Below are 23,752 nucleotides of genomic sequence, written 5' to 3'. Positions count from 1 at the left end.
TCCAGCACTGGACCGCTTGCCGTGGCGGACGGGCCGGGTTCCTTCGGGGGCCCGGCCCGTCGTGCGTGGTCAGGCCGGCACGTGCTGTCGTGCGGGTGCCCAGCAGCGGATGATGTCGCGTACCGAGACGATGCCGGCGGGCTCGCCGCGGTCCAGGACGATCAGATGCCGGAAGCCGCCGTGCGCCATGGCGCGGGCCGCCTCCTCCAGGGTCCATTCCGGGGCGGCGAACACGACGTCGTTGGTGGTGTGGTCGTGGGCGTGTTCGTGGTCCGGGTTCTGGCCGAGGCCGACGGAGTTGAGGATGTCGCGTTCGGTGAGGATGCCGATGCCGCCGGCGTCGGGGTCGTGGACCACGGCCGCGCCGATCCGACGGGCGGACATCAGCGCGGCGGCCTGGCGAAGGGTGTGGGTGGGGCCGATGGTGAGGACCACGGTGCTCATGGCGTCACGTACGAGCATGGATGGAGCCACCTCCTGAAGTGCCCCCGCACCGTTGTTCATGCCCGGCGCCGGAGGCGCCTATTGAACGGTGCACAAATTCACAAGCGGGGGGACTTTCAGAGTGACAGGTAAAGAGGGGGTCAACAAGGGGGCGTTCAGGAGCGCTCGTTGAGATCGACTGCGCTTGCGGGGTGCGAAGCTACGCCACACCCGCAAGAGGGTTGGGAAGTTGTCGGTGTCGGGCCTCACGGTGAAGGTGGCCCGCTTGGAGCCGATGTCCGGTCGGAGGCCCCGGCTCGTACCACCGGGTCCGCCTGCGCCAGCAGGTCCGCCCGGAGTCGAAGCCAGAGTCCAGTGGCAACAGTTGCCGGCTGGCATCGTTGCACAGCACCTGCGGCAACGGCTCGATCAGCGCCCACAAGTCGTTGTCCATGATGGACGGCCGGTTCTCTCCGTGAGCTCGTGTTGCGAGCTCGGAGCGCCGTCAGTAGTGATGCTTTCGCCGTTGTCGGCCGGTCAGTACAACTGGCCTTCGGTTGTGGTTCTGAACCGGCGCTTCCGAGGAAAGCGCTCTTGCTCTGGGTCGAGGAAGTCAATCAAATCCATTAAGGCTACTTGCAGGTCTACCAAACGTGGATGCCGTCCCGGAAGTGAAGCAAGTTCGGCGATACTGTCAGATAGGCGTGCAAACCATCCTGCGAACTCTGGGTCCGATTCCAGCCGTGCACAGAACTCCGCGTATCCCATGCAGTCATCTTTGCCGTCCTTCATTACAAGCTCTCCGATGGCTCTCTGCTCGCTGCGAAGCAAGTGAAAATGCCGATCTGGATAGCCATCGCTGTTCAGGACGGTGCCGATGCGAGTGAACAGGGCCACGATCTGGCGATTGGCTTCCTGGTTGCCGAGATCAAGGAAGTAGATGCGGCGCCTGAGCATCTCGACCCATCCAAGGTACTCGGCAAGTACATGCAGAGTGCTGCGAACTGCGTACTGTCGGTCATGAGATTGCGTGAAGTAAATTCGCAGGAAGCCTCCCCTGAGGATATTGAAGAGGCGGGACTGAAAATCGAAGGCAGCCCAGAGTAGTGGGTCGCGAAAACGACTCATGGCATCTTGGCGCTCCAGGACGCGATTGTGCTCCGCCTTCTGTCTTTCCAGGTCATCAGCCAGAAGGGAATTTTTCTTGTTTGCCTGAGAGCTGTAGACCGCGCTCACCAGGGCGGCAGCCCCGGAAAGGGTTGCCACAAGCAGCTCCGTCTTCATGGAATTGCACCGTGCCGAGTTGGCTGGGAAAGGAAGCGGGAGGTTTCTTGCGTCAAGATCCCTGACTACCCGTGGGTGCCATCAGCACAAACAAGGTTTGCGCCGAACGAAGTGCTCTTGGCTTCCTCACTCACTCGCTGTAGTGCTGTGGCTGCCGGGAAACGGGTATCCGGTCACGATTGACGCACGTACGCCGATGGCAGCCTCACGGCGGCTCAGGTGGCCTCCATGCGGTGGGCACGGGCGGGGGCCGGCCATAAGCGGCTTCAGGAGCGCTCGTTGAGGTACCCGAGGAGCTCGTCGTGCAGCAGGCCGTTCGACGCGGCGGCGTTGCCGCTGTGCGGGCCGGGGCGGCCGTCGAGGCCGGTGAAGGTGCCGCCCGCCTCCGTCACGACGATCGCGGTGGCGGCCATGTCCCACAGGGAGAGTTCGGGCTCGGCGCAGATGTCCACGGCGCCCTCGGCGACCATCATGTACGGCCAGAAGTCGCCGTACGCGCGCGTGCGCCACACCTCGCGGGTGAGGTCGAGGAAGCCGCCCAGCCTTCCCTTGTCCTCCCAGCCGCTGAGGGAGGAGTACGCGAACGAGGCGTCCGTCAGCTTCGAGACCTGGGAGACCTGCAGGCGGGTCGCGGAGGAGAGGCTGCGGCCGGTGAAGGCGCCGTGGCCCTTGGCTGCCCACCAGCGGCGGCCGAGGGCGGGGGCGGAGACGACGCCTACGACTGGCTGGTAGCCGCCCTCTCCTGCTTCCATCAGGGCGATGAGGGTGGCCCAGACCGGGACGCCGCGTACGTAGTTCTTGGTGCCGTCGATGGGGTCGATGACCCAGCGGCGGGGGCCGGTGCCCTCGATGCCGTACTCCTCGCCGAGGATGGCGTCTCTTGGGCGGGCGCGTTGCAGCTGGCCGCGGATGAGGTCCTCGGCGGACTTGTCGGCCTCGCTCACCGGGGTCATGTCCGGCTTGGTCTCGACCTTGAGGTCGAGGGCCTTGAAGCGGTCCATGGTGGCGGCGTCGGCGTTGTCCGCGAGGACGTGGGCGAGGCGGAGGTCGTCGAGGTAGTCCGGCATGGAACGAACGGTATCTGTCGTGGTCGGGGTGGGGCTACAGGGGCCAGCCGATCAAGTTCCCCGGCCTCTTCTCGCCCCCGCCGCCCCTACCCGTCCCATCCCCAGGGGCTCCGCCCCTTCGACCCCGCCAGGGGGCTGCGCCCCCTGGACCCCCATCGGCCTGAACGGCCTCGTCCTCAAACGCCGGACGGGCTGGGGGTGCCTGGGGCCGCGTCGCCCCCTGCGGGTGGGTGGGGTTGGGGACGGTTTTGTTCTCCAGCGTCGGGCGGGCTGGGGGTGTCTGGGGCCGTGTAGCGCCGTGTGGGTGGGTGGGGGCTGGGGACGGTTTTGTTCTCAAGCGATGGACGGCACCTCCTGGCCAAGGCCCGTCACCGGACCGAGGACGGACACCTCCCGGCGCGGCCCCGGCCCACCTACCCACCGCACCGCGCCCGGCACCAGCAGGCCGCCGCAGGCAAACGCTCGCGCGCCCCCGCGTGCCTTCGCGAACCCTTGACAGTGACCCTGTGCGCGTCAAATCTGGGCGCAGAGCCGCTCGTCCCACGGAGGCGATGATGCCTGCAGCGCGGGAATCCCTGCTGGACGCCGCTTATACGGCGCTGGCGCGTCGGCCGTGGTCTGCCGTGCGGATGGTGGACGTGGCCGCGGCGGCCGGGGTGTCCCGGCAGACGCTGTACAACGAGTTCGGGAGCAAGGAAGGGCTTGCCCGCGCACTCGTCAGGAGGGAGGCCGACGGCTACCTCGCCGGCGTCGAACGCGCCCTCGCCACTCACAGCGACGCCAGAGAACGCCTCACCGCCACCGCGGAGTGGACCGCCGCGCTCGCCCGCGACAACGCCCTCGTCCGCGCCATGCTCACCGGCTGCTGGAGCGAGCGCCTGCCCGCGCCGACGCTGTCCGCCGTACCGTCCACCTCCGCCGTACCGGCACAGCGCCGCGCCGACGGCCCGCTCCCGTCTCCGGGCGACTTCGTGGCCCTCGTCCGGGACCGGGCCGTGGTGGTCATCTCCGGGCCTGGCATCAACAAGTCCGACGTCGCGGACCTCGCGCGGTCATGCGAACTCGTCGTCAGACTGGCCCTCTCCTGCGTCGCCGCCCCACCCGGCGAAGGCGGCGTCGCCGACCTCGTACGCAGCGCGCTGCACCGGTAGTTGGCGGGATGACCGATGCCGTGGAGTCACTGTGCCGAGCCCGACAGCTGCAGGCCCACGACCCCCACGATCACCAGGCTGATCGACACGATCTTCAACGTCGACACGAGGTCCCCGAGGAAGATCATCCCGTAGATCGCCGTACCCGCCGCCCCGATCCCCGTCCACACCGCGTACGCCGGCCCCACGTCCAGTTTCTTCAGTGAGAGTGTCAGCAGGCCGAAACTGCCGAGGGCGAAGACGCAGAAGGCGACCGTCGGCCAGAGCCGGCTGAAGCCGTGTGACAGTTTCAGGCAGACGGCGAAACCGGTTTCGAGCAGCCCCGCCACGATGACCAGCAGCCACGCCATGTGCTGTCCTCCCGTATGCCCACGTTCTGTGACCGCTTCGTCAGGCTTGGATCAGGCTCGGTGCGATTATGCCTTTACCGGACTCGCAGGGGGACAAACAACGCGGAGGTCAGTCCCCTTCCGTGCGCTCCCGCGTCGCCAGCAGTCGTCGCAGCGAGTACAGCCGGGCGGGATCGGCGTGACCCTCCGCCACCCATTCGTCCAGCGCGCAGTCCGGTTCGTCATGACTGCACGCACGCGGACAGCCTTCGGTTCCCGGTTCCAGGTCGGGGAACGCGTGGATGACCCGGGAGGGGTCGATATGAGCCAGGCCGAAGGAGCGGACGCCGGGGGTGTCGATCACCCAGCCGTCCGTCACCGTCAGCGGCAGCGCCAGCGCCGACGTCGTCGTGTGCCGACCCCGGCCCGTCACCGCGTTCACATGGCCCGTCGAACGCCTGCGTTCCTCCGGCACCAGTGCGTTCACCAGCGTCGTCTTGCCCACACCCGAGTGACCGACGAACGCCGTGACCCGGCCTTCCAGTTGCTCCCGCACCCGGTCCGCCGCGCCCCCGGCCACCAGTTCCTCCCGGCTGGTGACGACGTACGGGATGTCCAACGCCCCGTACAGCTCAAGGAGCTTGTCCGGTGGAGCCAGGTCCGACTTCGTCATCACCAGCAGCGGTTCCAGGCCGCCGTCGAACGCCGCCACCAGACAGCGGTCGATCAGCCGGGGCCTCGGCTCGGGGTCGGCGAGAGCGGTGACGATGGCGAGTTGGTCGGCGTTCGCCACGACCACGCGCTCGTACGGGTCGTCGTCGTCGGCGGTACGGCGCAGCAGCGACGTCCGCTCCTCGATCCGTACGATCCGCGCGAGCGTGTCCTTCTTGCCGGACAGGTCGCCTACCAGCGCGACCCGGTCCCCGACCACCGCCGCCTTGCGGCCGAGTTCGCGGGCCTTCATCGCCAGTACGACCCGGTCCTCGACGAGGCAGGTCAGGCGGCCCCGGTCGACGGTGAGGACCATGCCCTCGGCGGCGTCCTCGTGCTTGGGCCGGATATTCGTACGGGGTCGGGTGTTCCGGCGGCCCGGGCGGGTGCGGATGTCGTCCTCGTCGGTGTGCTTGCCGTAGCGGCGCATGGCTGTTTCCCCGCGTCCCTACGCCCCGAGCATTCCGGTCCACAGTTCGGGGAAGTCCGGGAGGGTCTTCGCCGTCGTCGCCACGTTCTCGATGCGTACGCCCTCGACCGCGAGGCCGATGATCGCGCCGGCCGTCGCCATGCGGTGGTCCTCGTAGGTGTGGAAGACGCCGCCGTGCAGTCGGCGCGGGCGGATGTGCAGACCGTCGGCGGTCTCGGTGACGTCGCCGCCGAGTTCGTTGATCTCCTTGGTCAGCGCGGCCAGCCGGTCCGTCTCGTGCAGACGCAGGTGGGCGACGCCGCGGAGCGTGGAGGGGGAGTCGGCCAGGGCGGCGACCGCCGCGATGCCCGGGGTGAGTTCGCCGACCTCGCCCAGGTCGACATCGATGCCGTGGATGGCACCCGAACCGGTGAACACGAGCCCGTACTCGGTGAGTTCGCAGGAGCCGCCCATCTCGGTGAAGATCTCGCGCAGCCGGTCGCCGGGCTGGGTGGTGCGGGCCGGCCAGTCCGGGACGAGGATCTTGCCGCCGGTCACCAGAGCTGCCGCCAGGAACGGCTGGGCGTTGGACAGGTCCGGCTCGATGGTCAGGTCGCGGCCGAGCAGGGCGCCCGGCGTGACCCGCCAGACGTTGGGCTCGCCGCCGGACTCCGGGGTGTCGACCTGGGCGCCGACCGAGCGCAGCATGTCGACGGTCATGCGGATGTGCGGCATGGAGGGGAGCGAGGAGCCGATGTGCCGGACCTCGACGCCCTGGTTGAAGCGCGGCCCGGACAGCAGCAGGGCCGACACGAACTGGGACGACGAGGAGGCGTCGATCTCCACCGGGCCGCCGTCCAGGGCACCCCCGCCGTGGACCGTCAGCGGCAGCGCCCCCCGGCCGTCGTCGTCGATCCGGGCACCGAGGGCGCGCAGGGCGTCGATCACGCCGTGCAGGGGACGCTCGTACGACCTGGGGTCGCCGTCGAACCGGATGGGGCCGTCGGCCAGCGCGGCCACCGGCGGCAGGAAGCGCATCACCGTGCCGGCGTTGCCGACGTCGACCGTGGCCGGTCCGCGCAGGCCCGCGGGGAGCACCCGCCACGCCTCGCCGGTGCCCTCGGGGCCGACGCCCTCCTCGATGCCGACGCCCATCGCCCGCAGCGCGCCGGCCATCAGCAGGGTGTCGCGGGAGCGCAGGGGGCGGCGCAGCCAGCCGGGTTCGCTCGCGAGGGCCGCCAGAACCAGGGCACGGTTGGTGACGGACTTGGACCCCGGCACGTGGACCGTCGCGTCGACGGCTCCGCTCGCGTGCGGGGCGGGCCAGAGGGCGGTGTGGGCGGCGGGGTTTTGGGCCATGGGTTCACTTTATAAGGAGGGGGTTGTGCAGGCCGTTCTTCGGGTGCGGCGCCGTGGGGGCTGGTCGCGCCCCGCGGCGGAGCCGCAGAGCGATACAGCCCCGCGCCCCTGGGTCGGCTGTCACACCTCCAGCAACCAGCGACCCCCACCTATCAATGAGCACAGCGAGACGGCGTGGAACAGGAACAGCCACAGTCCCGCCGGCACATGCGTAAGCCGCGACAACTGGTCCGCGTCCGAGTCGCCCGCCCCACCCCGCGACCTCTTCGCCTGCAGCTCGAATGCCGGCCTGACTCCTCCCAGCAACAGGAACCACACCACCGCGTACGCGAAAGCCGCCTGAACCTGCGGGCCCGTCAGCCAGCTGACCAGCACGAATGTGCCGCCCGTCACGAAGACCGTCAGTGCCCCGTAGGCGTTCCGGATCATCACCAGCATCGCCACCAGCAGGGCCGTCGCCAGCCAGAGGAGCAGGGTGATCCGGCCGGAGGCCAGGAGGGCGGCGCCGCCCAGGCCCAGGAGCGGGGGAGCGGTGTAGCCGGCGGCCGCGGTGAGGATCATGCCGATGCCGTGCGGCTTGCCGCGGCTGACGGTCAGGCCGCTGGTGTCGGAGTGCAGGCGTATGCCGGTCAGGGTGCGGCCGGTCAGCAGGGCGACCAGGCCGTGGCCGCCCTCGTGGGCGATGGTGATGGCGTTGCGCGAGAGGCGCCACAGGACGTGCGGGACGACCACGACGAGTGCGGCGACCAGCGTGGCGACCACCACCCACAGATCCGGGTCGGGCTGGGTGCCGGCGACCTCGTCCCAGAGGGAGGCGAGCGAGGCGGATGCGAGGCTGTCCATGTAAGGCGTCGGCTCCCTTGGGTCGGATGGAATCTGGCAGTGTGGCACGTATGTGCGGACGGTATGCAGCCAGTCGTGGACCCGAGGATCTCGCAGGAATCTTTGAGATCGAGAAGTGGGAGCCGGAGGAGACCCTGGAGCCCGACTACAACGTGGCCCCCACCAAAGAGGTCCACGTCGTCCTCGACCGTCCTGTGAAAGACGCGCCGGACCCGCGGCCGGTTCGACAGCTGCGCAAGCTGAAGTGGGGGCTGGTGCCCAGCTGGTCCAAGACCCCGGAGACCGCCTTCAAGATGATCAACGCGCGCGCGGAGACGGTCCACGAGAAGCCCTCGTACCGGCGGGCCTTCACCTCCCGGCGCTGCATCGTCCCCGCCGACGGCTACTACGAGTGGGTCACGGGCAAGCAGGAGCTGGACCTGGAGCAGGAGGGCCGACGCAAGCGGCCGCGCAAGCAGCCGTACTTCGTGCTGCCCGCCGACGGGTCCGTCTTCGCGATGGCGGGGCTGTACGAGTTCTGGCGGGACAGGACGCTGCCCGACGAGCATCCGCAGGCCTGGTGGGTGACCTGCTCCGTCATCACGACGGAGGCGGAGACGACGCCGTTGGCGGTGACGCCGCCCGAGGGGCCGAACTCACTGGCCGACATCCACCCCCGGATGCCGCTGATGCTGACCCCGGACCGCTGGGACGCCTGGCTCGACCCGGCCCGCACCGACCCCGAGGAGCTGCGCACGCTGCTCGACCCGCCGCCGGCCGGTCTGATGCGCGCCTACCCCGTCTCCACGCTGGTCAGCAACGTCCGCAACAACGGCCCTGAGCTGCTGAAGGAGCTGGACGGGCCCGAAGAGGGCACCCTCTTCTAGGCACCCTCCTCGGACCCGACCATCGCCTGACCCATCGCCCGGACCACCGCCCGACCCATCGCCCGGACCATCGCCCGGCCCACGTTCCGACCAGCGCCGATCAGACGGCTCCGGCCGGCGTCAGGGCCTCCCGTACCGTCGCCCGGGCCAGCGCGGCCGTGGGGTCCACCACCGGGAGGCCGACGCTGCGGTCGCCGAGCAGCAGGGGCAGCTCGGTGCAGCCCGCCACCAGCAGGCCCGCCCCCCGGGCCGCCAGCTCCTCGGCCGCCCGCTCGATCAGGGCGGCCGGGGCCGGGCCGAGGTCGCCCGCCTTGACCCGGCGGATGGCGCCCGTGACGGCCTCGCCCTGGGAGAGCTCGCCCGGCACCAGGACCCGCAGACCCGCCGCCTCCAGGGCCCGCTGATAGAGCCCGGCGCGGACCGTGCCGGTCGTGGCCAGGAGCCCGACCGAGGCCACGCCCGGGTGGTGGTCGCGGATCTCGGCGACGGTCTCCGCGATCATGTCGAGCATCGGGACCCGCACCGTGGTCCGCACCTCGTCGAGGAAGGCGTGCGCGGTGTTGCACGGCGTCGCGATGACCCGTGCCCCCATGGCCTCGAGCCGGTGGGCCCCGCGCACGAGCCACGGCGTCGGGTCGGGACCGTGCCCGATCAGCGCAGCCGAGCGGTCCGGGACCGTGGGGTCGGCCCAGACCACGACCGGCAGATGGTCCTGGTCGACGTCGGCCGGGGTCGCGTCGATGACCTTCCGGTAGAAGTCGACCGTGGCCAACGGGCCCATTCCGCCCAGGATTCCGATGGACATCTCATGTCCCCCATTGGTCGAGTGCGAGCTTGCCGACGAGCACGGTCACGACGACGAGCAGCACCGCCCGTACGAAACCGCTGCCGCGCTTGAGTGCCATGCGGGCTCCCACCGAGGCGCCCGCGAGGTTGAACACCGCCATGAAGGGCGCGAGGGCCCACAGCACCGTCCCCTGGTACGTGAACATCGCGAGCGCGCCCAGGTTCGTCCCGACGTTGACGACCTTCGCGGTCGCCGACGCCGTGACCATGTCCATCGACAGCACCGCGACCAGGCCGATCACCAGGAACGTCCCGGTGCCGGGGCCGAGCAGGCCGTCGTAGAAGCCGATGCCCGCCCCGACGACCACGACGGCGGCCAGGACCCGCTGCCGGGTCACGGCGCCGCCCGGCCGCTGCCCGAACTGCGGCTTCAGGACGACGAAGGCGGCGACCGCGAGCAACAGCACCATGATCACCGGGCGCAGGACCTCGCTGTTCACGCCGGCCGCGAAGAACGCCCCGGCCACCGCGGCCAGGGCCGCGACCGAGCCGAGCCGGGCCGCGAGCCGCACGTCGATCGCGGCCCGCCGGGCGTACGTCACCGCCGCCGCCGACGTGCCGACGACGCCGACGGCCTTGTTGGTGCCGAGGGCGTACGCCGGGGCCAGCTGCGGGAAGGCGATCAGCAGGGCGGGCACCTGGAGGAGCCCGCCACCGCCGACCACCGCGTCCACCCAGCCCGCGAGCGCGGCGGCGACGCACAGCAGCACCGCCGCGGTGAGGGTCAGGTCATGCACGGGCGTAGCTGTCCTTGCTGAGCACCCGGCCGCCGGCCCGGACCAGCACGTCGGCCCGCAGCTCGCCGGGGTACGGGTAGAACCGGCGCAGCCAGCGGTCGTCGCCGTCGTAGCGCGGCGTGAAGTCGCTGCGGCCGTGCACGACGATCCGGTTGTCGACCAGGAGCAGTTCGCCCCGGTCGGCGCGTACCGCGCGGTGCACGGTGTGCATGGCGCGGTTGAGGCGCTCCAGGGCCGCCTGGGCCTCGGGGTCCGTGCCGAAGGTGTTGTGCATGTTGAAACGGACCCGCGTGCCGGGCGCGTCGGCCGGGCCGTCCGTGAGCACCGGGTGCGGCTCGGTCACCGGACGCTCGTCCTCGGCGAGGCCCCGGGTGAAGGAGAGCGGGAAGCGGCTGCGGTAGCGGTCGGTGCGCAGCAGCTCGCGGTCGTCGGCCGAGAGCAGCGGCTCGGCCTCGCGGACCGAGGCGACCATGGTGGCCGCCCGCCGGTCGTGGTCGGGGCGCAGGCACAGCAGGCCCAGGTGCGAAGGACGCACCGGGTGGTGGACGTTCTCGGTGTGGAAGTCGAAGAGCGTGGAGCCGGAGTTCAGGGGCTTGGCCGCGTCGGTGGGGACCGGGTACACGTCGTGCACGAGCGCCCCGGACTTCTCGTCCTCGTACCCGATCAGCCCGCCCAGCGGGTGCGCCACCAGGGCCACGAGCAGGCTGGAGGGGTGCGTCTCGCCGAGGACGTTGGAGCCGTACGTCGCCGGGGTCGGCGGGATGTCGCCGACGGGCAGTCCGCGCACCACGAGCAGGCCGTGGTCCGGCGGCGTGTCACGGAAGGACTCGATGCCCTCGCGCAGCCGGGCCGGCAGCCGCTCGGCGAGCGCGGCGAACGCCTCGGTCTGCAGGGCCTGTTCCAGAGGGTCCGTCAGTCGCGCCGCGACCTGGACCAACCCTTCCAGGCGCTTGGTGTCGGACGGGTCGAGGGTGAGCGCGGCGAGGTCCGCACGGGGTTCCGCAGTAGTCGTCATGCGGAAGATCTTTCGTCCCCAACAAGGGCTGCGAACAGGAGAGTTGACCGTCCGGAAACGTCCATGACCCGCACCGGTCACACCTCGCACCTGTCCGGTACGGGACGCGGCCTGATGCGGACGCGTCCCGGCGCGTCACCGCCGCGTGCGGTGCGGCAGCATGTGGGGTGGCGCGGCCATGTCTACGGGGGAGGTGTCCGCCATGTCTGAAGTTTCCTTGTTCTCCTTCATATGGGGATGATCGGTGCGATCGATGCGGTCGGTGTCCTTGTCCGCGGTCAACGCCGGCGTGGTGGCGATGGCGGTCTCCTACGCGGGGCCGCTCGCCCTCGTCCTGGCCGCCGCCGACGCGGCCGGTCTGAGCCCGGCGCAGACCTCGTCATGGGTGTGGGCGATATCCGTCGGCGCGGGCCTGACCTGTGTGGGGCTGAGCTGGTGGAGCCGTACGCCGGTGATCACGGCGTTCTCCACGCCGGGCGCGGCCATCCTGGTCACGGCCCTCGCGCAGCACGACTACGCCGAGGCCGTCGGCGCCTTCCTCTTCGCGGGCGTCGCGGCCACGGTGCTGACCGCCACGGGGGTGTTCACCCGGGTCCTCGCCCGGATCCCGGAGGGAATCGTCTCGGCGATGCTCGCCGGGATCCTCTTCTCGTTCGGCACGGCCATCTTCACCTCGCTGCGCGCGGCCCCGCTGCTCGCGGGCGCGATGGTGATCGCCTATCTGCTCGCCAAGCGCCTGTGGCCGACCTACGCGGTGATGTGCGCCCTGGCCGCGGGGCTCGCCGCCGCCTGGGCCGGCGGCGGCCTGGGCGCGGACCTCGCCGGCCCCGGCCTGGCCGTACCGCACTTCACGGCACCGCACTTCTCGGCGGGGGCGCTCATCGGCATCGGCGTGCCGCTGCTCGTCGCCACGCTCGCCGGTCAGTACGCGCCGGGGATGGCCGTGCTGCGCGCCGACGGCTACCGGCCGAACGAGCGCGTGGTGTGCGCGACGACCGGTGTCGTCTCGACGCTGCTCGCGCCCTTCGGCTCGCACGCGATCAACCCGGCGGCCATCACCGCCGCGATCTGCACCGGGCCCGAGGCGCACCGGGATCCCGCCAGGCGATGGATCGCCGGAGTGAGCTGCGGCGTCGGCTACCTGGTCGTGGGCTGCTTCGGCTCGACGCTCGTCGCCCTGTTCACCGGGCTGCCGACGGCGCTCGTGGCGACCCTGGCCGGCCTGGCGCTGCTCGGGGCGCTCTCCGGCAGCCTGGCCCGTACGGTCGCCGACGAACGCCACCGCGAGGCCTCCGTGATCACCTTCCTCGCGACGGCCTCCGGAGTGACGGTCGCCGGTATCGGCTCACCCTTCTGGGGACTGCTCGCCGGAGTCGTCGCGCACGTCCTGCTCAAGATCCGCGGGCGCGAGCCAGCCGGCGCGCTCGGCGAGGACGGCGACCTGGAACCGGCTGGTGGCACCGAGCGTCGAGGTCAGGTCGTTGACCATCCGGCGGACGGTGCGGTCGGAGACACCGAGGCGCCGCGCGACCGCCTCGTCGGTCAGACCCTCCGCGAGTAGCCGCAGGACAGCGCGCTGGCGCCGGTCGGGCCGCCCCTCCGGGACCTCCTCCACGGTGGAGCGCGCCCCCGTGTCGAAGGCGGCGGCCTGCGCCCACGCGTACTCGAACTGGCTGCGGAACACCTCGACCAGGTAGGGGTCGTAGACGACGACGGCCGCCTGCTGCCCGTCCGAGCCGGTGGCGGGCACGATCGCCAAGTGCTGGTCGACGACGATGAGCCGGTGCGGCAGCGTCACGGCGGTACGGACCCGTCCGCCCGCCTTCTGCAACTCCCGCAGGTACGCGCCCATATGGGGCTGCGCGGCGGACGAGGCGAGATGGACGGTGCGCATGGCGACACCGCGTCGCAGCGCCCGCCGGTCGCGCGACAGACCCTCCTCCACCATGTGCTCGGGCACCCCGCGCCCGGGATGCAGCGAGATCACCTCGTCGTGGGCCTGCTGGGCGGCGTCCTCCAGGGCGGCCGCGATATTGGTCGTCCCCTCCACGAGCTGGGCCTGGGTGCCGGACAGGCGCATCGCGTGGATGGGGTGGAAGTCGGTGAGCATCCGCACCATCGCCTCGCGGGTGCGGGTGGTCTGCTCGACGAGCTCGGCCACGCGACGCGCGTCGGCGGCGAGCAGGTGGTCCAGCGCGGACTCGGACGACATGCAGGCCCACCCGCTGGGCGTGGCGGTCGTCCGCACCAGCAGACCCAGCCCGGACAGGACGTGGATGGCCGTCGCGTACTCCTCGCTGCTCCAGCCGAGCCGCCGGCACACGGACGTCGGCGTCCAGCCGGCGTCCTGGACGGCGATGACATAGAGACTCTGCGCGAGCTTGTGCTCCAGCGCAGTCGTCCTGGTCAATGGGTCCCCCTCGTCGACGCTGCCCCCGGTCGCGAGGAAGGCCTCTCCCTCCCGCACGGGGGAGTGACAGCCTCGTCACACAGTCGGACACCCTACGTCGAAGAGGGCACACTCTTCTGTTGTGACTGATGTGACGACCGAGATCGTTGGCACGGACGCGGGGGACGCCCGCGTCACCTGGCATCCGGCGCCGAAACCCCGGCTCGTGCTGGCGGTGAGCCACGGCGCCGGCGGTGGCATCGAGGCCCGGGACCTGCGCGCGCTGGCCGAGGTCCTGCCCGCCCACGGGGTGACCGTCGCACGCGTCGAGCAGCCCTGGCGCGTGGCCGGCAAGAAGGTGGCGCCCGCGCCGAAGACCCTCGACGTCGGCTGGCGGGGCCTGTGGCCCGCGCTCGCCGCGCCCGGGCTCCCCGTGATCTCCGGTGGCCGCAGCGCCGGCGCCCGCGTCGCCTGCCGTACGGCCGTCGAACTCGGGGCGCACGCCGTCCTCGCCCTCAGCTTCCCGCTCCACCCGCCGGGCAAGCCCGAGAAGTCCCGCGCCGAGGAGCTGTTGGGGTCCGGGGTGCCGACTCTCGTCGTACAGGGCGGGAACGATCCCTTCGGGAAACCGGAGGAGTTCCCGGCCGGGGACTTCGAGATGGTCGAGGTGCCGTACGGCGATCACGGGTTCACCGTGCCCAAGCGCGCGCCCCTCGGTCAGGACGAGGCCGTGGCGATCGTCACGGACGGTGTCGTGAAGTGGGTCGGGTCACTCGGGTAAAGGCCCGGGAATGTCGGGGGCCCGGCCTCTGTTGTGGCGGACACGGGTGCTGAAGCACCAGCGCCGACGCCGTAGGAGAGGAAGTCCGCCGCATGGGTTCGACCTACTGCCCGAGCCGCAGCAGCCGTGCCGACCTGGAATGGACGGTGCTGCACGCGGCCAAGGCCGCTCCTATTCGAGGGGCGGCAGGCACGGCAGGTCGTCTATCCTCCGATTCAGGTGGGACCGGTTTCGGCCCTGCCCGCAATCTTGAGGAGGTGGGTCCGGTTCCCGGTACCGACGCAGGGACCGACAACGGCCAGGCGGAGCAGCCCGAGGGCCAGGGCATGAGCGTGGACACGTCCGCGGAGACGACCGCCGAGCGCACCGCGCGCTTCGAGCGGGACGCGCTCGAATTCCTCGACCAGATGTACTCGGCCGCGCTGCGCATGACGCGCAACCCGGCCGACGCCGAGGACCTGGTGCAGGAGACGTACGCCAAGGCGTACGCGTCCTTCCACCAGTTCCGCGAGGGCACCAACCTGAAGGCGTGGCTGTACCGGATCCTCACCAACACCTTCATCAACTCGTACCGCAAGAAGCAGCGTGAACCCCAGCGCTCCGCGGCCGAGGAGATCGAGGACTGGCAGCTCGCGCGTGCCGAGTCGCACATGTCGACCGGTCTGCGCTCCGCCGAGTCGCAGGCGCTCGACCACCTGCCCGACTCGGACGTGAAGGAAGCGCTCCAGGCGATCCCCGAGGAATTCCGTATCGCCGTGTACCTCGCCGACGTAGAGGGCTTTGCGTACAAGGAGATCGCGGACATCATGGGGACACCCATCGGTACGGTGATGTCCCGGCTGCACCGGGGCCGCCGTCAACTGCGCGGCATGCTCGAGGACTACGCGCGTGAGCGCGGGCTGGTCCCGGCCGGCGCCGGAGAGTCGAACGAAGCGAAAGGCTCGGGCTCATGAGCTGCGGAGAGCCGCACGAGACGGACTGCAGTGAGGTACTCGATCATCTCTACGAGTTCCTCGACAGTGAGATGCCGGACGTCGACCGCGACAAGTTCAAGCAGCACTTCACGGAGTGCTCGCCGTGCCTGGAGAAGTACGGGCTCGAAGAGGCCGTGAAGAAGCTCGTCAAGCGCTGCTGCGGACATGACGACGTGCCGACGGACCTGCGCGCCAAGGTCCTGGGACGGCTCGACCTCATCCGCTCGGGTCAGGCCGTGCCCGACCACGACGTGACGGCCACCCCGCAGGAGTCCTGAACGCACGGCCGTCACCCGAACGTGCTAATCCCGCTGTCCCGGACTGCGGACCTCCCCTGCCCGCCCTAGGGTGCCGTGCTTGAAGCGCGTTGCCGGGGAGGGACGTTATGGAGGCGACACCCAGGGCGACACCCGCACGGGTCCGTGGCTACGTCGTCTGTGTCACCCTCGGCGCCCTGTTCTGTCTGCACACGCTGCCGACGACGCCCACCCCCTGGTGGGCGCCGGCCCTGCTCGCCGCGCTGTACGCCGGGGGCGCGTGGCTGTCCGGCTCGTTCTATCCCGTGCTCCTCGCCGGCGCCTTCCTGCTGCCTCCGTCGGCCGCCGCCCTGGTCGCGGTGCCGGGGGCGCTGATCGCCCCGGTCGCCGGCCGGCCGGACCTGCTGCGACGGCTGTGGCGGGCGGCGCAGCTCGTGATCGCGGTGTGGGTGGCCGCCCGCGTGCACTGGGCGCTCGGCGAGCACGACGCCGTACAGGCGTCCGACTTCCCGTACGCGCTCGCGCCCGCCGGGGCCGCGGTGCTGGCGTTCTGCCTGGTCCTGACGGCGCTCGACGGCGGGATCCTGAAGCTCGCCGACCGCGTGCCCGCTCGCCGTGCCTGGCGGGGGCTGTTCCTGCGCTCACTCGCGCCGATCTCCGTGCACGGTCTGGCCGGGCTGATGATGGCCGTGCTGTGGCGCAGCCCCTACGGCCCCGTCGCCGCGCTGCTCGTGCTGCTGCCGATGTGCGTGTCCTGGTGGGTGTTCGCCCAGTACCACCGGGAACGCGCGGCCCATCAGGCGACCATCCGTGCGCTGGTCCAGGCCGTCGACATCAAGGACGGCTACACCCGCGGCCACAGCGAGCGGGTCGGACAGGCCACGATGATGATCGCGCGTGAGCTGGGCATGGCCGACGAGCGCGTCGAGGTGCTCCGCTTCGCCGGCATCCTGCACGACGTCGGAAAGCTCGGGGTGCCGACGCGGCTGCTGCGCAAGGACGGGCCGCTCACACCCGAGGAACGGCGCGTGATCGAGCTGCACCCCGAGTACGGGCACGAGATGGTCCGGGGCATCTCCTTCCTCGGCGAGGCCCGGGCCGCCGTACTGCACCACCACGAGCGGCTGGACGGGAGCGGGTACCCCTACGGGCTGGCGGGAAGTCAGATCCCGGAGTCGGCGCGGGTGGTGGCGGTCGCGGACGCCTTCGACGCGATGACGTCCAACCGGTCGTACTCAAGGGCCCGGCCCGTACCGGTCGCCCTGCGGGAGCTGGAGAAGTGCGCGGGCTCGCACTTCGACTCCCGGATGGTCACCGCCCTCGTCCGAGCCGTGGACCAGCAGGGATGGCACCCCGCCGTGACCGCCGACGAGACGTCCGTGCCCCCGCCGCGCCCGTCCGTCTCCAGCACCCCGGGCGCGCACCGATGAGCGCCCCGAGACCACGCCTCCTGCTCGGTCTCGTGCACGCGGGCGCCGCCCTCCTCGTCGCCGTCTGCCTGGTCGAGACCCTGGGCAGCGGCCTCGTCGAACGCGGCACGGCGCTCGCCTTCGGGATCCTCGTCGCGCTCGGCGAACTCGCCCGCTGGACGGGAGCGGCGAGCCGGGAGGCCGCGCCGCTCGGCGCCGCCGCCGCGCTGTCGTACGCCCTGCTGGGGGAGAACGACGGACAGTCCACCCAGCACGGTGTCGCCCAGGTGATCGGCGTCGTCCTCGCCGCCTCGCTCCTCGGCAGCGTGCCGCACATCGCGCGCGGCCGCCCCGTCCTGGACCACCTCGCCCGGCGCGTCCTGACCGTCGGCTTCGCGGCCGTCTGCTTCCAACCGCTGTACAACCAGGGCACGTTCCACGGCTGGGGCACCGCCTACGCCCTGCTGCTGCTCGCCATCCTCACCCTCACCGCCCTGTGCGACGCGCTGCTCGCCGCCGCGCTCGCGCACTCCCGCACCCGGTGGCCGTTCGGGCCGCTGCTGCGGGACGAACTGCGGGCGACGCTGGGGATCGGTTCGGCCGTCTGCGCGACGGGCGCGGTGATGGCGCTCGCGGTCGCCGTGGCCGGGCTGTGGGCGCTGCCCGTCTTCTCCCTTCCCCTTCTGCTCACCCAGATGTCCCTGCGCCGGTACGCCGCCGTCCGGGCCACCTACCGGCAGACCATCGCCTCCCTCGCCCGGGCCACCGAGATCGCCGGGTACACCCCGGCCGGCCACGCCCGGCGGGTGGCCGCACTCAGCCGGGAGGTGGGGCGGGACCTGGGGCTTTCCGAGGCCGAGCTCACCGTGCTGGAGTACGCGGCCCTGATGCACGACATCGGGCAGCTCAGCCTGGTCGACCCGGTACCGGCCGGGGCCACCGCCGTACTGCCCGTCGAGGAGCAGCGCCGGATCGCGCTGCTGGGCGGGGCCGTCGTACGGCAGACCGGGGTGAACCCGCAGGTGGCGATGGTCGTGGAGCGGCTCGCCGACCCCTGCCTGGAGCAGCCGGTCGCCGCGCGGATCGTGCGGGCGGTCAACGCCTACGAGGAGAAGACGCGCGATGCCGGGCCCGGAGGGCCGCTGAAGGCGCTGGAGGAACTGCGGCTGGGTGCCGCCGGGGACTATGCGCCGGAGGTGGTCAGGTCGCTCGCACGGGTGCTGTCCAGAGACTGTCTTACACCCCCTGTGGTTGGGTAACCCATGGGTAATGAGCGCCCTTCCAGCCGTACGTGGTTGGATGCGAATGAGAGTGTGTCCGGGGGCGAGCACTAGCCAGCCCACTCCACGGAACTGGCAGGCGGGAATCGTGAGGATCTTCGGCAAGGGACGGCACCGGCCCTCCGCCTCCTGGCGGCAGGCCACCGACCGTGCGTTCACGCTCATCGGCGACGGCCGGTACGAGGACGCGGGCGCGCTGCTGACGCGGGCCGCCGATCTGGAGCCCTGGCTTTCGGAGTCCTGGTTCAACCTCGCGCTGCTGCACAAGTTCCGGCACGACTGGGAGCAGGCCCGCGCGGCCGGGCTGCGGGCGGTGGCCCTGCTCGACCGGGAGACCGGGGCGCCCGACTGGTGGAACGTCGGTATCGCGGCCACCGCCCTGCAGGACTGGCCGCTGGCCCGGCGGGCCTGGCAGGCGTACGGGCTGCGGGTGCCCGGCGCCGCGACCGACTCCGGTGAGCCGGTCGGGATGGACCTGGGCAGCGCGGCCGTACGGCTGTCCCCGGAGGGGGAGGCCGAGGTCGTGTGGGGGCGGCGGCTGGACCCCGCCCGGATCGAGGTGCTGTCCATTCCGCTGCCGTCGTCCGGGCGGCGCTGGGGCGAGGTCGTGCTGCACGACGGGGTGCCGCACGGCGAGCGGACCACGTCGGCGGGGCACGCCTACCCCGTCTTCGACGAGATCGAGCTGTGGGCGCCGTCGCCGGTGCCGACGTGGGTGGTGCTGCTGGAGGCCGCCACGGAGGACGACCGGGACGCGCTGGAGCAGCTCGCCGCGGACGCCGGGTTCGCCGCGGAGGACTGGTCTTCTTCGGTGCGGCTGCTGTGCCGGATGTGCTCGGAGTCACGGATGCCGTCCGATGAGGGGGACGGGGAGCATCTCGATCCCCACGACCACAGTGAACCGGGTCACCCCGGGCCCCTGGGGCACCGGACGGACGGGCAGCTCTGGGTGCCGGAGCGGGAGTGTGGCCTTGCGGCGCCGGCTTCGCTGGTGCGGGGGTTGTTGGACGGGTGGGTTGCGGACAGTCCGGATTCGCGGGATTGGCGGGACTTGGAAGAGGTCTGCTAGTCGCCGTAGGGGCGAGGCCGTCCGCAGGCCGCGGGCTGTGTGGGGCTGGTCGCGCCCACGCGGCGGAGCCGCATATCGACACAGTCCCGCGCCCCTGACGGGGCGCTCCCCGTACCCTGTACCAGCACCACACCCTCTGTTCTTGTGCAAGGAAGGCATACGTCGGTCATGGCCCAGCAGGACACCGAGCAGCAGCACGCGGGCGTGCTCCCCGTGGACGACGAGGGGTTCGTCGTCGACACCGAGGACACGGAGGAGCGCGAGAACGCCTGGCGTGAGCGCGGCGGCTCGCGGCCGATCACCGTCGTCGGAAACCCGGTGCTGCACAAGGAGTGCAAGGACGTCACCGAGTTCGGCGCGGAGCTGGACCAGCTGGTGGCGGACATGTTCGCCTCGCAGCGCACCGCCGAGGGCGTCGGTCTGGCCGCCAACCAGATCGGCGTCGATCTGAAGGTCTTCGTCTACGACTGCATGGACGACGAGGGCAAGCGGCACGTCGGTGTCGTGTGCAACCCGAAGCTCGTCGAGCTGCCCGCCGACCGGCGCCGGCTGGACGACAGCAACGAGGGCTGCCTGTCCGTGCCGACCGCGTACGCGCCGCTCGCCCGGCCCGACTACGCCGAGGTCACCGGGCAGGACGAGAAGGGCAACCCGATCAAGGTGCGCGGCACCGGGTACTTCGCCCGGTGTTTGCAGCACGAGACCGACCACCTCTACGGCTACCTCTACATCGACCGTCTCTCCAAGCGGGAGCGCAAGGACGCGCTGCGGCAGATGGCCGAGAACGAGCCCCGCTACCCCGTGGTCGCGAACGACTGAGGCTCCTCAAGGGCCCCACAAGTCACCTACGCACGGCGCCTGTTCAGGTACACCTTCCTGACCAGGCGCCGTTCGTATGTCCGGCACGTGTTCGAGCCCATACAGGCAGGTACTGATCCAAAACCAGTCATAAAGAGGGAGGCTCGCGGCATCCAGGGGTGGTGAAAGAAGCAAATCCGTTCCCAGAACGGTCAGTTATGGTGCTGAATGGAAGAGCGGGGATACGCGACGGCGCACGCCCGGCACAGCGGGAGGGGTGTGCGCGACCGCATGAAGGGCGGCTGAGAGGAGTTTGTCCGTGCATGCTTTCTCAGACAGCACCACAGCGACATCGACGGCGGCCCCGGTTCCACCGTCGCTCTCTCTCCCGGTGATCGAAGCGGCGTTTCCCAGGCAACTCCATCCGTATTGGCCCCGGCTCCAGGAGAAGACCCGCGCCTGGCTGCTGGAGAAGCGGCTGATGCCGGCCGACAAGGTCGCGGAATATGCCGACGGTCTTTGCTACACCGACCTCATGGCCGGGTACTACTTGGGCGCCCCGGACAATGTCCTCCAGGCGATCGGGGACTTCAGCGCCTGGTTCTTCGTGTGGGACGACCGCCACGACCGCGACATCGTCCACCACCGCCCGGCCGCCTGGCGGCGGCTCAGGTTCCGGTTGCACGCGGCGCTGGACTCCCCCGAGGACCATCCGCACCACGAGGACCCGCTGGTCGCGGGGTTCGCGGACAGTGTGAGGCGGCTGTACGCATTTCTGCCCGACACCTGGAACGCGCGGTTCGCCCGCCATTTCCACCTGGTGATAGAGGCGTACGACCAGGAATTCCGCAACCGTGTCGAGGGGATCATCCCGACGGTGGAGGAATATCTCGAACTGCGTCGGCTCACCTTCGCGCACTCGATTTGGACCGATCTGCTGGAGCCGAGTGCCGGAACGGAACTGCCGGACTCCGTGAGAAACCACCCGGCCTTTCGGCGGGCGGCACTGCTGAGCCAGGATTTCGCCGCCTGGTACAACGATCTGTGCTCGTTCCCGAAGGAAATAGCGGGTGCGGAGGTCCACAATCTCGGAATCAGTCTCATCACGCACAAGGGGCTGACCCTCGAAGAGACGGTGTCGGAAGTCAGGCGCCGGGTCGAGGACTGTATCGCCGATTTCCTCGTGGCCGAGTGCGAGGTCCTGGAATTCGCCGACTCCCTCGCCGACGGCACGCCGCGGGGAAGGGAACTCGGCGCCGCCGTGCGGGCCTGCGTCGGCAATATGCGCAACTGGTTCAGCTCGGTCTACTGGTTCCACCACGAGTCCGGTCGCTACCGCGTCGACAGCTGGGACGACCGGTCCACGCCCCCGTACGTCACCAACGAAGCGGCAGGTGAGCTATGACCGTCGAGTCCGTCCGCCCCGAGGCCGGCCCGCCCGCGACCCCGCAGCCGGGTGAACCGCCCCTCGCAGGCGGGGGCGTTCCGCTTCTCGGCCACGGCTGGAAGCTGGTCCGGGACCCGCTGGCCTTCATGGCGGCCCTGCGCGACCACGGCGACGTCGTGCGGATCAGGCTCGGACCGAAGACGGTGTACGCCGTCACCACGCCCGAGCTCACCGGCGCGCTGGCCCTGAGCCCCGACTTCGAGATCGCCGGGCCGCTGTGGGAGTCCCTGGAAGCCCTGCTCGGCAAGGAGGGCGTGGCCACGGCCAACGGCCCCCGGCACCGACGGCAGCGGCGCACCATCCAGCCCGCCTTCCGGCTCGACGCGATCCCGGGGTACGGGCCGATCATGGCGGAGGAGGCACGGGCGCTGACCGAGCGCTGGCGGCCCGGCGCGACCGTCGACTGCACCGCCGAGTCGTTCCGGATCGCCGTCCGGATCGTCGCCCGCTGTCTGCTGCGCGGCGCTTACATGGACGAGCGGGCCGACCGGCTGTGCGCCGCCCTCGACGTCCTGTTCCGCGGGATGTACCGGCGGATGGTGATCCCGCTCGGGCCGCTTTACCGCCTGCCGCTGCCTGCCAACCGCCGCTTCAACGGCGCCCTGGCCGATTTTCATCTCCTGGTCGACGAGGTCGTCGCCGAACGCCGGGCATCCGGTCAAAAGCCGGACGATTTGCTGACGGCATTGCTCCAGGCGGAGGACGAGAATGGCGACCCCATCGGGGAGCAGGAGATCCATGATCAGGTCGTCGCGATATTCACCGCGGGCGCCGAAACCGTGGCGTCCACGATCCTGTGGCTGCTCCATGTGCTCGCGGAACATCCGGAACACGCGGACAGGATCTGCGCGGAGGTTGAATCCGTCACCGGCGGCCGGCCCGTCGCATTCGAGGACGTCCGCGGGCTGCGGCACACCAACAATGTCATCGTGGAGGCGATGCGTTTACGTCCGGCGATCTGGATTCTGACGCGACGGGCGGTGACCGACACGTCACTCGGTGGCTATCGCATTCCAGCCGGGGCCGACATCGTATACAGCCCCTACGCCGTCCAGCGCGATCCGCGGTCGTACGTGCGCAACCTCGACTTCGACCCCGATCGCTGGCTTCCGGAACGCGTCAAGGACGTACCGAAATACGCCATGAGCCCGTTCGGCGTCGGCAACCGAAAGTGCCCGAGCGACCACTTCTCCATGGCGATGCTGACGCTGATCACGGCGGCTCTGGCCGGCGCGTACCGCTTCGAGCAGGTGCCCGGCTCGAACGACGCGACCCGGGTGGGGATCACGCTGCATCCGCACACCCTGCTGCTGACGCCGGTGGCGAGGGAGCGGCGGTAGCTCAGGCCGCCTCGGGGCCCCGGAACGTCCTTCGGTAGGCGTTCGGGGTCGTCCCCAGGGCCCGGACGAACTGGTGGCGCAGCGCGGCCGCGGTACCGAACCCGGTCCGGCCGGCGATCGTGTCCACCGTCTCGTCCGTCACCTCCAGCAACTCCTGGGCCAGCAGCACGCGCTGGCGCAGGATCCAGCGGTAGGGGGTGGTGCCGGTCTCCTGCTGGAAGCGGCGGGCGAAGGTGCGCGGGGACATCAGCGCACGCTCGGCGAGCTGCTCGACCGTGACCTCCTCGTCAAGGTGCCGCTCCATCCAGGCCAGCACCTCGCCGACCGTGTCGCACTGGGAGCGGGGCAGCGGGCGCTCGATGTACTGGGCCTGTCCGCCGTCCCGGTGCGGCGGGACCACCATGCGCCGGGCGATCTTGTTGGCGACATCGGGCCCCTGCTCCTGCCGCACGATGTGCAGACAGGCGTCGATTCCGGCGGCGGTGCCGGCGCTGGTGATCACCGGCCCTTCGTCGACGTACAGCACATCGGGCTCGACGACCGCCCGTGGATGCCGCAGGGCCAGCTCCTCGGCGTGCCGCCAGTGCACGCTGCACCGCCGCCCGTCCAGCAGTCCGGCCGCGCCCAGCACGAAGGCGCCGGAGCACACACTGAGCACCCGCGCGCCCCGCTCCACCGCCCTGACCAGGGCGTCCAGCAGCTCGGGCGGATAGGTGCGGGTGACGTACTCGCTGCCGGCCGGTACGGCGATCAGGTCGGCCTCGTCCAGCCGCTCCAGGCCGTACGGCGTGGAGATGGTGAGCCCGCCGACATGGGTGCCGAGCGTCGGTCCCTCGGCGGAGACGACCGCGAAGTCGTAGGTGGGCAGGCCCTCGTCGCTGCGGTCGATGCCGAACACCTCGCAGACGACGCCCATTTCAAAGAGATGTACGCCGTCGAGGAGGACGGCGGCGACGTTCTTCAGCATG

The 23,752-nt window shown here is 70.7% G+C and carries 23 protein-coding genes and 1 pseudogene; 12 read left to right on the top strand and 12 right to left on the bottom strand.

Annotation, left to right across the window (positions count from 1 at the left end; translation table 11 throughout):
- Positions 1-69 precede the first annotated feature (69 nt).
- The 3 genes from AQJ67_RS11375 to hisN form a co-directional block, all read right to left on the bottom strand.
- On the bottom strand, positions 70-462 hold the full coding sequence (locus AQJ67_RS11375) for a CBS domain-containing protein (protein ID WP_062718069.1): 393 nt from the start codon (positions 460-462) through the stop codon (positions 70-72).
- A gap of 498 nt (positions 463-960) precedes the next feature.
- Positions 961-1,707 (bottom strand): hypothetical protein, encoded by a 747-nt coding sequence (locus AQJ67_RS47600; RefSeq protein WP_159058754.1) that lies wholly within the window; start codon positions 1,705-1,707, stop codon positions 961-963.
- Between the two features lie 266 nt (positions 1,708-1,973).
- Complete coding sequence (hisN, locus tag AQJ67_RS11370) at positions 1,974-2,774, bottom strand: histidinol-phosphatase (protein WP_062718067.1); 801 nt, start codon at positions 2,772-2,774, stop codon at positions 1,974-1,976.
- A 551-nt stretch (positions 2,775-3,325) separates the two neighbouring features.
- Between hisN and AQJ67_RS11365 the strand changes: the two genes are divergently transcribed.
- The gene (locus AQJ67_RS11365) at positions 3,326-3,925 is read left to right on the top strand and encodes a TetR/AcrR family transcriptional regulator (protein WP_062718065.1); all 600 of its coding nucleotides are present in this window, start codon (positions 3,326-3,328) and stop codon (positions 3,923-3,925) included.
- 26 nt (positions 3,926-3,951) lie between these two features.
- Here AQJ67_RS11365 and AQJ67_RS11360 read toward each other — a convergent pair whose 3' ends face one another.
- The 4 genes from AQJ67_RS11360 to AQJ67_RS11345 form a co-directional block, all read right to left on the bottom strand.
- Complete coding sequence (locus AQJ67_RS11360; protein ID WP_062718064.1) at positions 3,952-4,275, bottom strand: DMT family transporter; 324 nt, start codon at positions 4,273-4,275, stop codon at positions 3,952-3,954.
- 109 nt (positions 4,276-4,384) lie between these two features.
- A complete protein-coding gene (gene rsgA / locus AQJ67_RS11355) occupies positions 4,385-5,395 on the bottom strand; it encodes a ribosome small subunit-dependent GTPase A (RefSeq protein ID WP_062718062.1) in 1,011 nt (336 codons plus the stop codon).
- An 18-nt stretch (positions 5,396-5,413) separates the two neighbouring features.
- A complete protein-coding gene (gene aroA / locus AQJ67_RS11350) occupies positions 5,414-6,733 on the bottom strand; it encodes a 3-phosphoshikimate 1-carboxyvinyltransferase (protein ID WP_062718060.1) in 1,320 nt (439 codons plus the stop codon).
- 120 nt (positions 6,734-6,853) lie between these two features.
- Positions 6,854-7,576 carry a M50 family metallopeptidase gene (locus AQJ67_RS11345; RefSeq protein ID WP_062718058.1) on the bottom strand — a complete coding sequence of 241 codons (723 nt, stop codon included), beginning with the start codon at positions 7,574-7,576 and terminating at the stop codon, positions 6,854-6,856.
- Between the two features lie 50 nt (positions 7,577-7,626).
- Between AQJ67_RS11345 and AQJ67_RS11340 the strand changes: the two genes are divergently transcribed.
- Positions 7,627-8,442 carry an SOS response-associated peptidase gene (locus tag AQJ67_RS11340; RefSeq protein ID WP_062718056.1) on the top strand — a complete coding sequence of 272 codons (816 nt, stop codon included), beginning with the start codon at positions 7,627-7,629 and terminating at the stop codon, positions 8,440-8,442.
- A 100-nt stretch (positions 8,443-8,542) separates the two neighbouring features.
- Here AQJ67_RS11340 and cuyB read toward each other — a convergent pair whose 3' ends face one another.
- From cuyB to AQJ67_RS11325, 3 genes are read right to left on the bottom strand one after another with little or no spacing between them, the layout of a single operon-like run.
- Positions 8,543-9,247 carry a cysteate racemase gene (cuyB, locus tag AQJ67_RS11335; RefSeq protein ID WP_062718054.1) on the bottom strand — a complete coding sequence of 235 codons (705 nt, stop codon included), beginning with the start codon at positions 9,245-9,247 and terminating at the stop codon, positions 8,543-8,545.
- Between the two features lies 1 nt (position 9,248).
- On the bottom strand, positions 9,249-10,025 hold the full coding sequence (locus AQJ67_RS11330) for a sulfite exporter TauE/SafE family protein (RefSeq protein WP_062718052.1): 777 nt from the start codon (positions 10,023-10,025) through the stop codon (positions 9,249-9,251).
- Positions 10,018-11,040: a TauD/TfdA family dioxygenase gene (locus AQJ67_RS11325; protein ID WP_062718049.1), complete on the bottom strand. Its 1,023-nt coding sequence runs from the start codon at positions 11,038-11,040 to the stop codon at positions 10,018-10,020. Before AQJ67_RS11325 ends, AQJ67_RS11330 begins: the two co-directional genes overlap by 8 nt.
- Before the next feature lie 253 nt (positions 11,041-11,293).
- Between AQJ67_RS11325 and AQJ67_RS11320 the strand changes: the two are divergent.
- Positions 11,294-12,373 (top strand): annotated as a pseudogene (locus tag AQJ67_RS11320) (benzoate/H(+) symporter BenE family transporter); the annotation flags it as partial.
- 12 nt (positions 12,374-12,385) lie between these two features.
- Here AQJ67_RS11320 and AQJ67_RS50960 read toward each other — a convergent pair.
- Positions 12,386-13,450 carry a helix-turn-helix transcriptional regulator gene (locus AQJ67_RS50960; RefSeq protein WP_482258141.1) on the bottom strand — a complete coding sequence of 355 codons (1,065 nt, stop codon included), beginning with the start codon at positions 13,448-13,450 and terminating at the stop codon, positions 12,386-12,388.
- Positions 13,451-13,580: 130 nt separating this feature from the next.
- Between AQJ67_RS50960 and AQJ67_RS11310 the strand changes: the two genes are divergently transcribed.
- From AQJ67_RS11310 to AQJ67_RS11270, 9 genes are all read left to right on the top strand, one after another.
- Positions 13,581-14,210 (top strand): alpha/beta hydrolase family protein, encoded by a 630-nt coding sequence (locus tag AQJ67_RS11310; RefSeq protein ID WP_062718047.1) that lies wholly within the window; start codon positions 13,581-13,583, stop codon positions 14,208-14,210.
- 257 nt (positions 14,211-14,467) lie between these two features.
- Entirely contained in the window at positions 14,468-15,163 is a 696-nt protein-coding gene (gene sigR / locus AQJ67_RS11305; protein WP_062718046.1) for an RNA polymerase sigma factor SigR, read from the top strand.
- Positions 15,160-15,462, top strand: coding sequence for a mycothiol system anti-sigma-R factor (rsrA, locus tag AQJ67_RS11300; protein WP_030052446.1), 303 nt, complete (start codon positions 15,160-15,162; stop codon positions 15,460-15,462). Before sigR ends, rsrA begins: the two co-directional genes overlap by 4 nt.
- A gap of 107 nt (positions 15,463-15,569) precedes the next feature.
- Positions 15,570-16,871, top strand: a complete 1,302-nt coding sequence (locus AQJ67_RS11295; RefSeq protein ID WP_062718044.1) for an HD-GYP domain-containing protein — start codon at positions 15,570-15,572, stop codon at positions 16,869-16,871.
- The gene (locus AQJ67_RS11290) at positions 16,868-18,109 is read left to right on the top strand and encodes an HD-GYP domain-containing protein (RefSeq protein WP_062718554.1); all 1,242 of its coding nucleotides are present in this window, start codon (positions 16,868-16,870) and stop codon (positions 18,107-18,109) included. Before AQJ67_RS11295 ends, AQJ67_RS11290 begins: the two co-directional genes overlap by 4 nt.
- 109 nt (positions 18,110-18,218) lie before the next feature.
- Positions 18,219-19,199 (top strand): tetratricopeptide repeat protein, encoded by a 981-nt coding sequence (locus tag AQJ67_RS11285; protein ID WP_062718042.1) that lies wholly within the window; start codon positions 18,219-18,221, stop codon positions 19,197-19,199.
- Positions 19,200-19,367: 168 nt separating this feature from the next.
- A complete protein-coding gene (def, locus tag AQJ67_RS11280; protein ID WP_062718040.1) occupies positions 19,368-20,018 on the top strand; it encodes a peptide deformylase in 651 nt (216 codons plus the stop codon).
- Between the two features lie 298 nt (positions 20,019-20,316).
- Positions 20,317-21,402 carry an epi-isozizaene synthase gene (gene cyc1 / locus AQJ67_RS11275; protein ID WP_107122844.1) on the top strand — a complete coding sequence of 362 codons (1,086 nt, stop codon included), beginning with the start codon at positions 20,317-20,319 and terminating at the stop codon, positions 21,400-21,402.
- Positions 21,399-22,784, top strand: a complete 1,386-nt coding sequence (locus AQJ67_RS11270; RefSeq protein WP_062718037.1) for a bifunctional albaflavenone monooxygenase/terpene synthase — start codon at positions 21,399-21,401, stop codon at positions 22,782-22,784. The genes cyc1 and AQJ67_RS11270 overlap by 4 nt, the downstream gene beginning before the upstream one ends.
- Before the next feature lies 1 nt (position 22,785).
- Here the strand turns inward: AQJ67_RS11270 and AQJ67_RS11265 are convergent, their stop codons facing one another.
- Complete coding sequence (locus AQJ67_RS11265; protein WP_062718035.1) at positions 22,786-23,751, bottom strand: helix-turn-helix domain-containing protein; 966 nt, start codon at positions 23,749-23,751, stop codon at positions 22,786-22,788.
- Position 23,752 lies beyond the last annotated feature (1 nt).

Source organism: Streptomyces caeruleatus (assembly GCF_001514235.1).
Classification (GTDB): Bacteria; Actinomycetota; Actinomycetes; order Streptomycetales; family Streptomycetaceae; genus Streptomyces; species Streptomyces caeruleatus.
This window is presented reverse-complemented; position numbering and strand designations above follow the sequence as displayed.

Coding starts and splice junctions, on each gene's coding strand:
- AQJ67_RS11270 (WP_062718037.1), top strand. CDS start 21,399: ATGACCGTCGAGTCCGTCCGCCCCGAGGCCGGCCCGCCCGCGACCCCG.
- AQJ67_RS11265 (WP_062718035.1), bottom strand. CDS start 23,751: ATGCTGAAGAACGTCGCCGCCGTCCTCCTCGACGGCGTACATCTCTTT.
- AQJ67_RS11325 (WP_062718049.1), bottom strand. CDS start 11,040: ATGACGACTACTGCGGAACCCCGTGCGGACCTCGCCGCGCTCACCCTC.
- AQJ67_RS47600 (WP_159058754.1), bottom strand. CDS start 1,707: ATGAAGACGGAGCTGCTTGTGGCAACCCTTTCCGGGGCTGCCGCCCTG.
- AQJ67_RS11295 (WP_062718044.1), top strand. CDS start 15,570: ATGGAGGCGACACCCAGGGCGACACCCGCACGGGTCCGTGGCTACGTC.
- cuyB (WP_062718054.1), bottom strand. CDS start 9,247: ATGTCCATCGGAATCCTGGGCGGAATGGGCCCGTTGGCCACGGTCGAC.
- rsrA (WP_030052446.1), top strand. CDS start 15,160: ATGAGCTGCGGAGAGCCGCACGAGACGGACTGCAGTGAGGTACTCGAT.
- AQJ67_RS11365 (WP_062718065.1), top strand. CDS start 3,326: ATGATGCCTGCAGCGCGGGAATCCCTGCTGGACGCCGCTTATACGGCG.
- def (WP_062718040.1), top strand. CDS start 19,368: ATGGCCCAGCAGGACACCGAGCAGCAGCACGCGGGCGTGCTCCCCGTG.
- aroA (WP_062718060.1), bottom strand. CDS start 6,733: ATGGCCCAAAACCCCGCCGCCCACACCGCCCTCTGGCCCGCCCCGCAC.
- AQJ67_RS11290 (WP_062718554.1), top strand. CDS start 16,868: ATGAGCGCCCCGAGACCACGCCTCCTGCTCGGTCTCGTGCACGCGGGC.
- AQJ67_RS11375 (WP_062718069.1), bottom strand. CDS start 462: ATGCTCGTACGTGACGCCATGAGCACCGTGGTCCTCACCATCGGCCCC.
- rsgA (WP_062718062.1), bottom strand. CDS start 5,395: ATGCGCCGCTACGGCAAGCACACCGACGAGGACGACATCCGCACCCGC.
- AQJ67_RS11340 (WP_062718056.1), top strand. CDS start 7,627: ATGTGCGGACGGTATGCAGCCAGTCGTGGACCCGAGGATCTCGCAGGA.
- AQJ67_RS11345 (WP_062718058.1), bottom strand. CDS start 7,576: ATGGACAGCCTCGCATCCGCCTCGCTCGCCTCCCTCTGGGACGAGGTC.
- hisN (WP_062718067.1), bottom strand. CDS start 2,774: ATGCCGGACTACCTCGACGACCTCCGCCTCGCCCACGTCCTCGCGGAC.
- AQJ67_RS11360 (WP_062718064.1), bottom strand. CDS start 4,275: ATGGCGTGGCTGCTGGTCATCGTGGCGGGGCTGCTCGAAACCGGTTTC.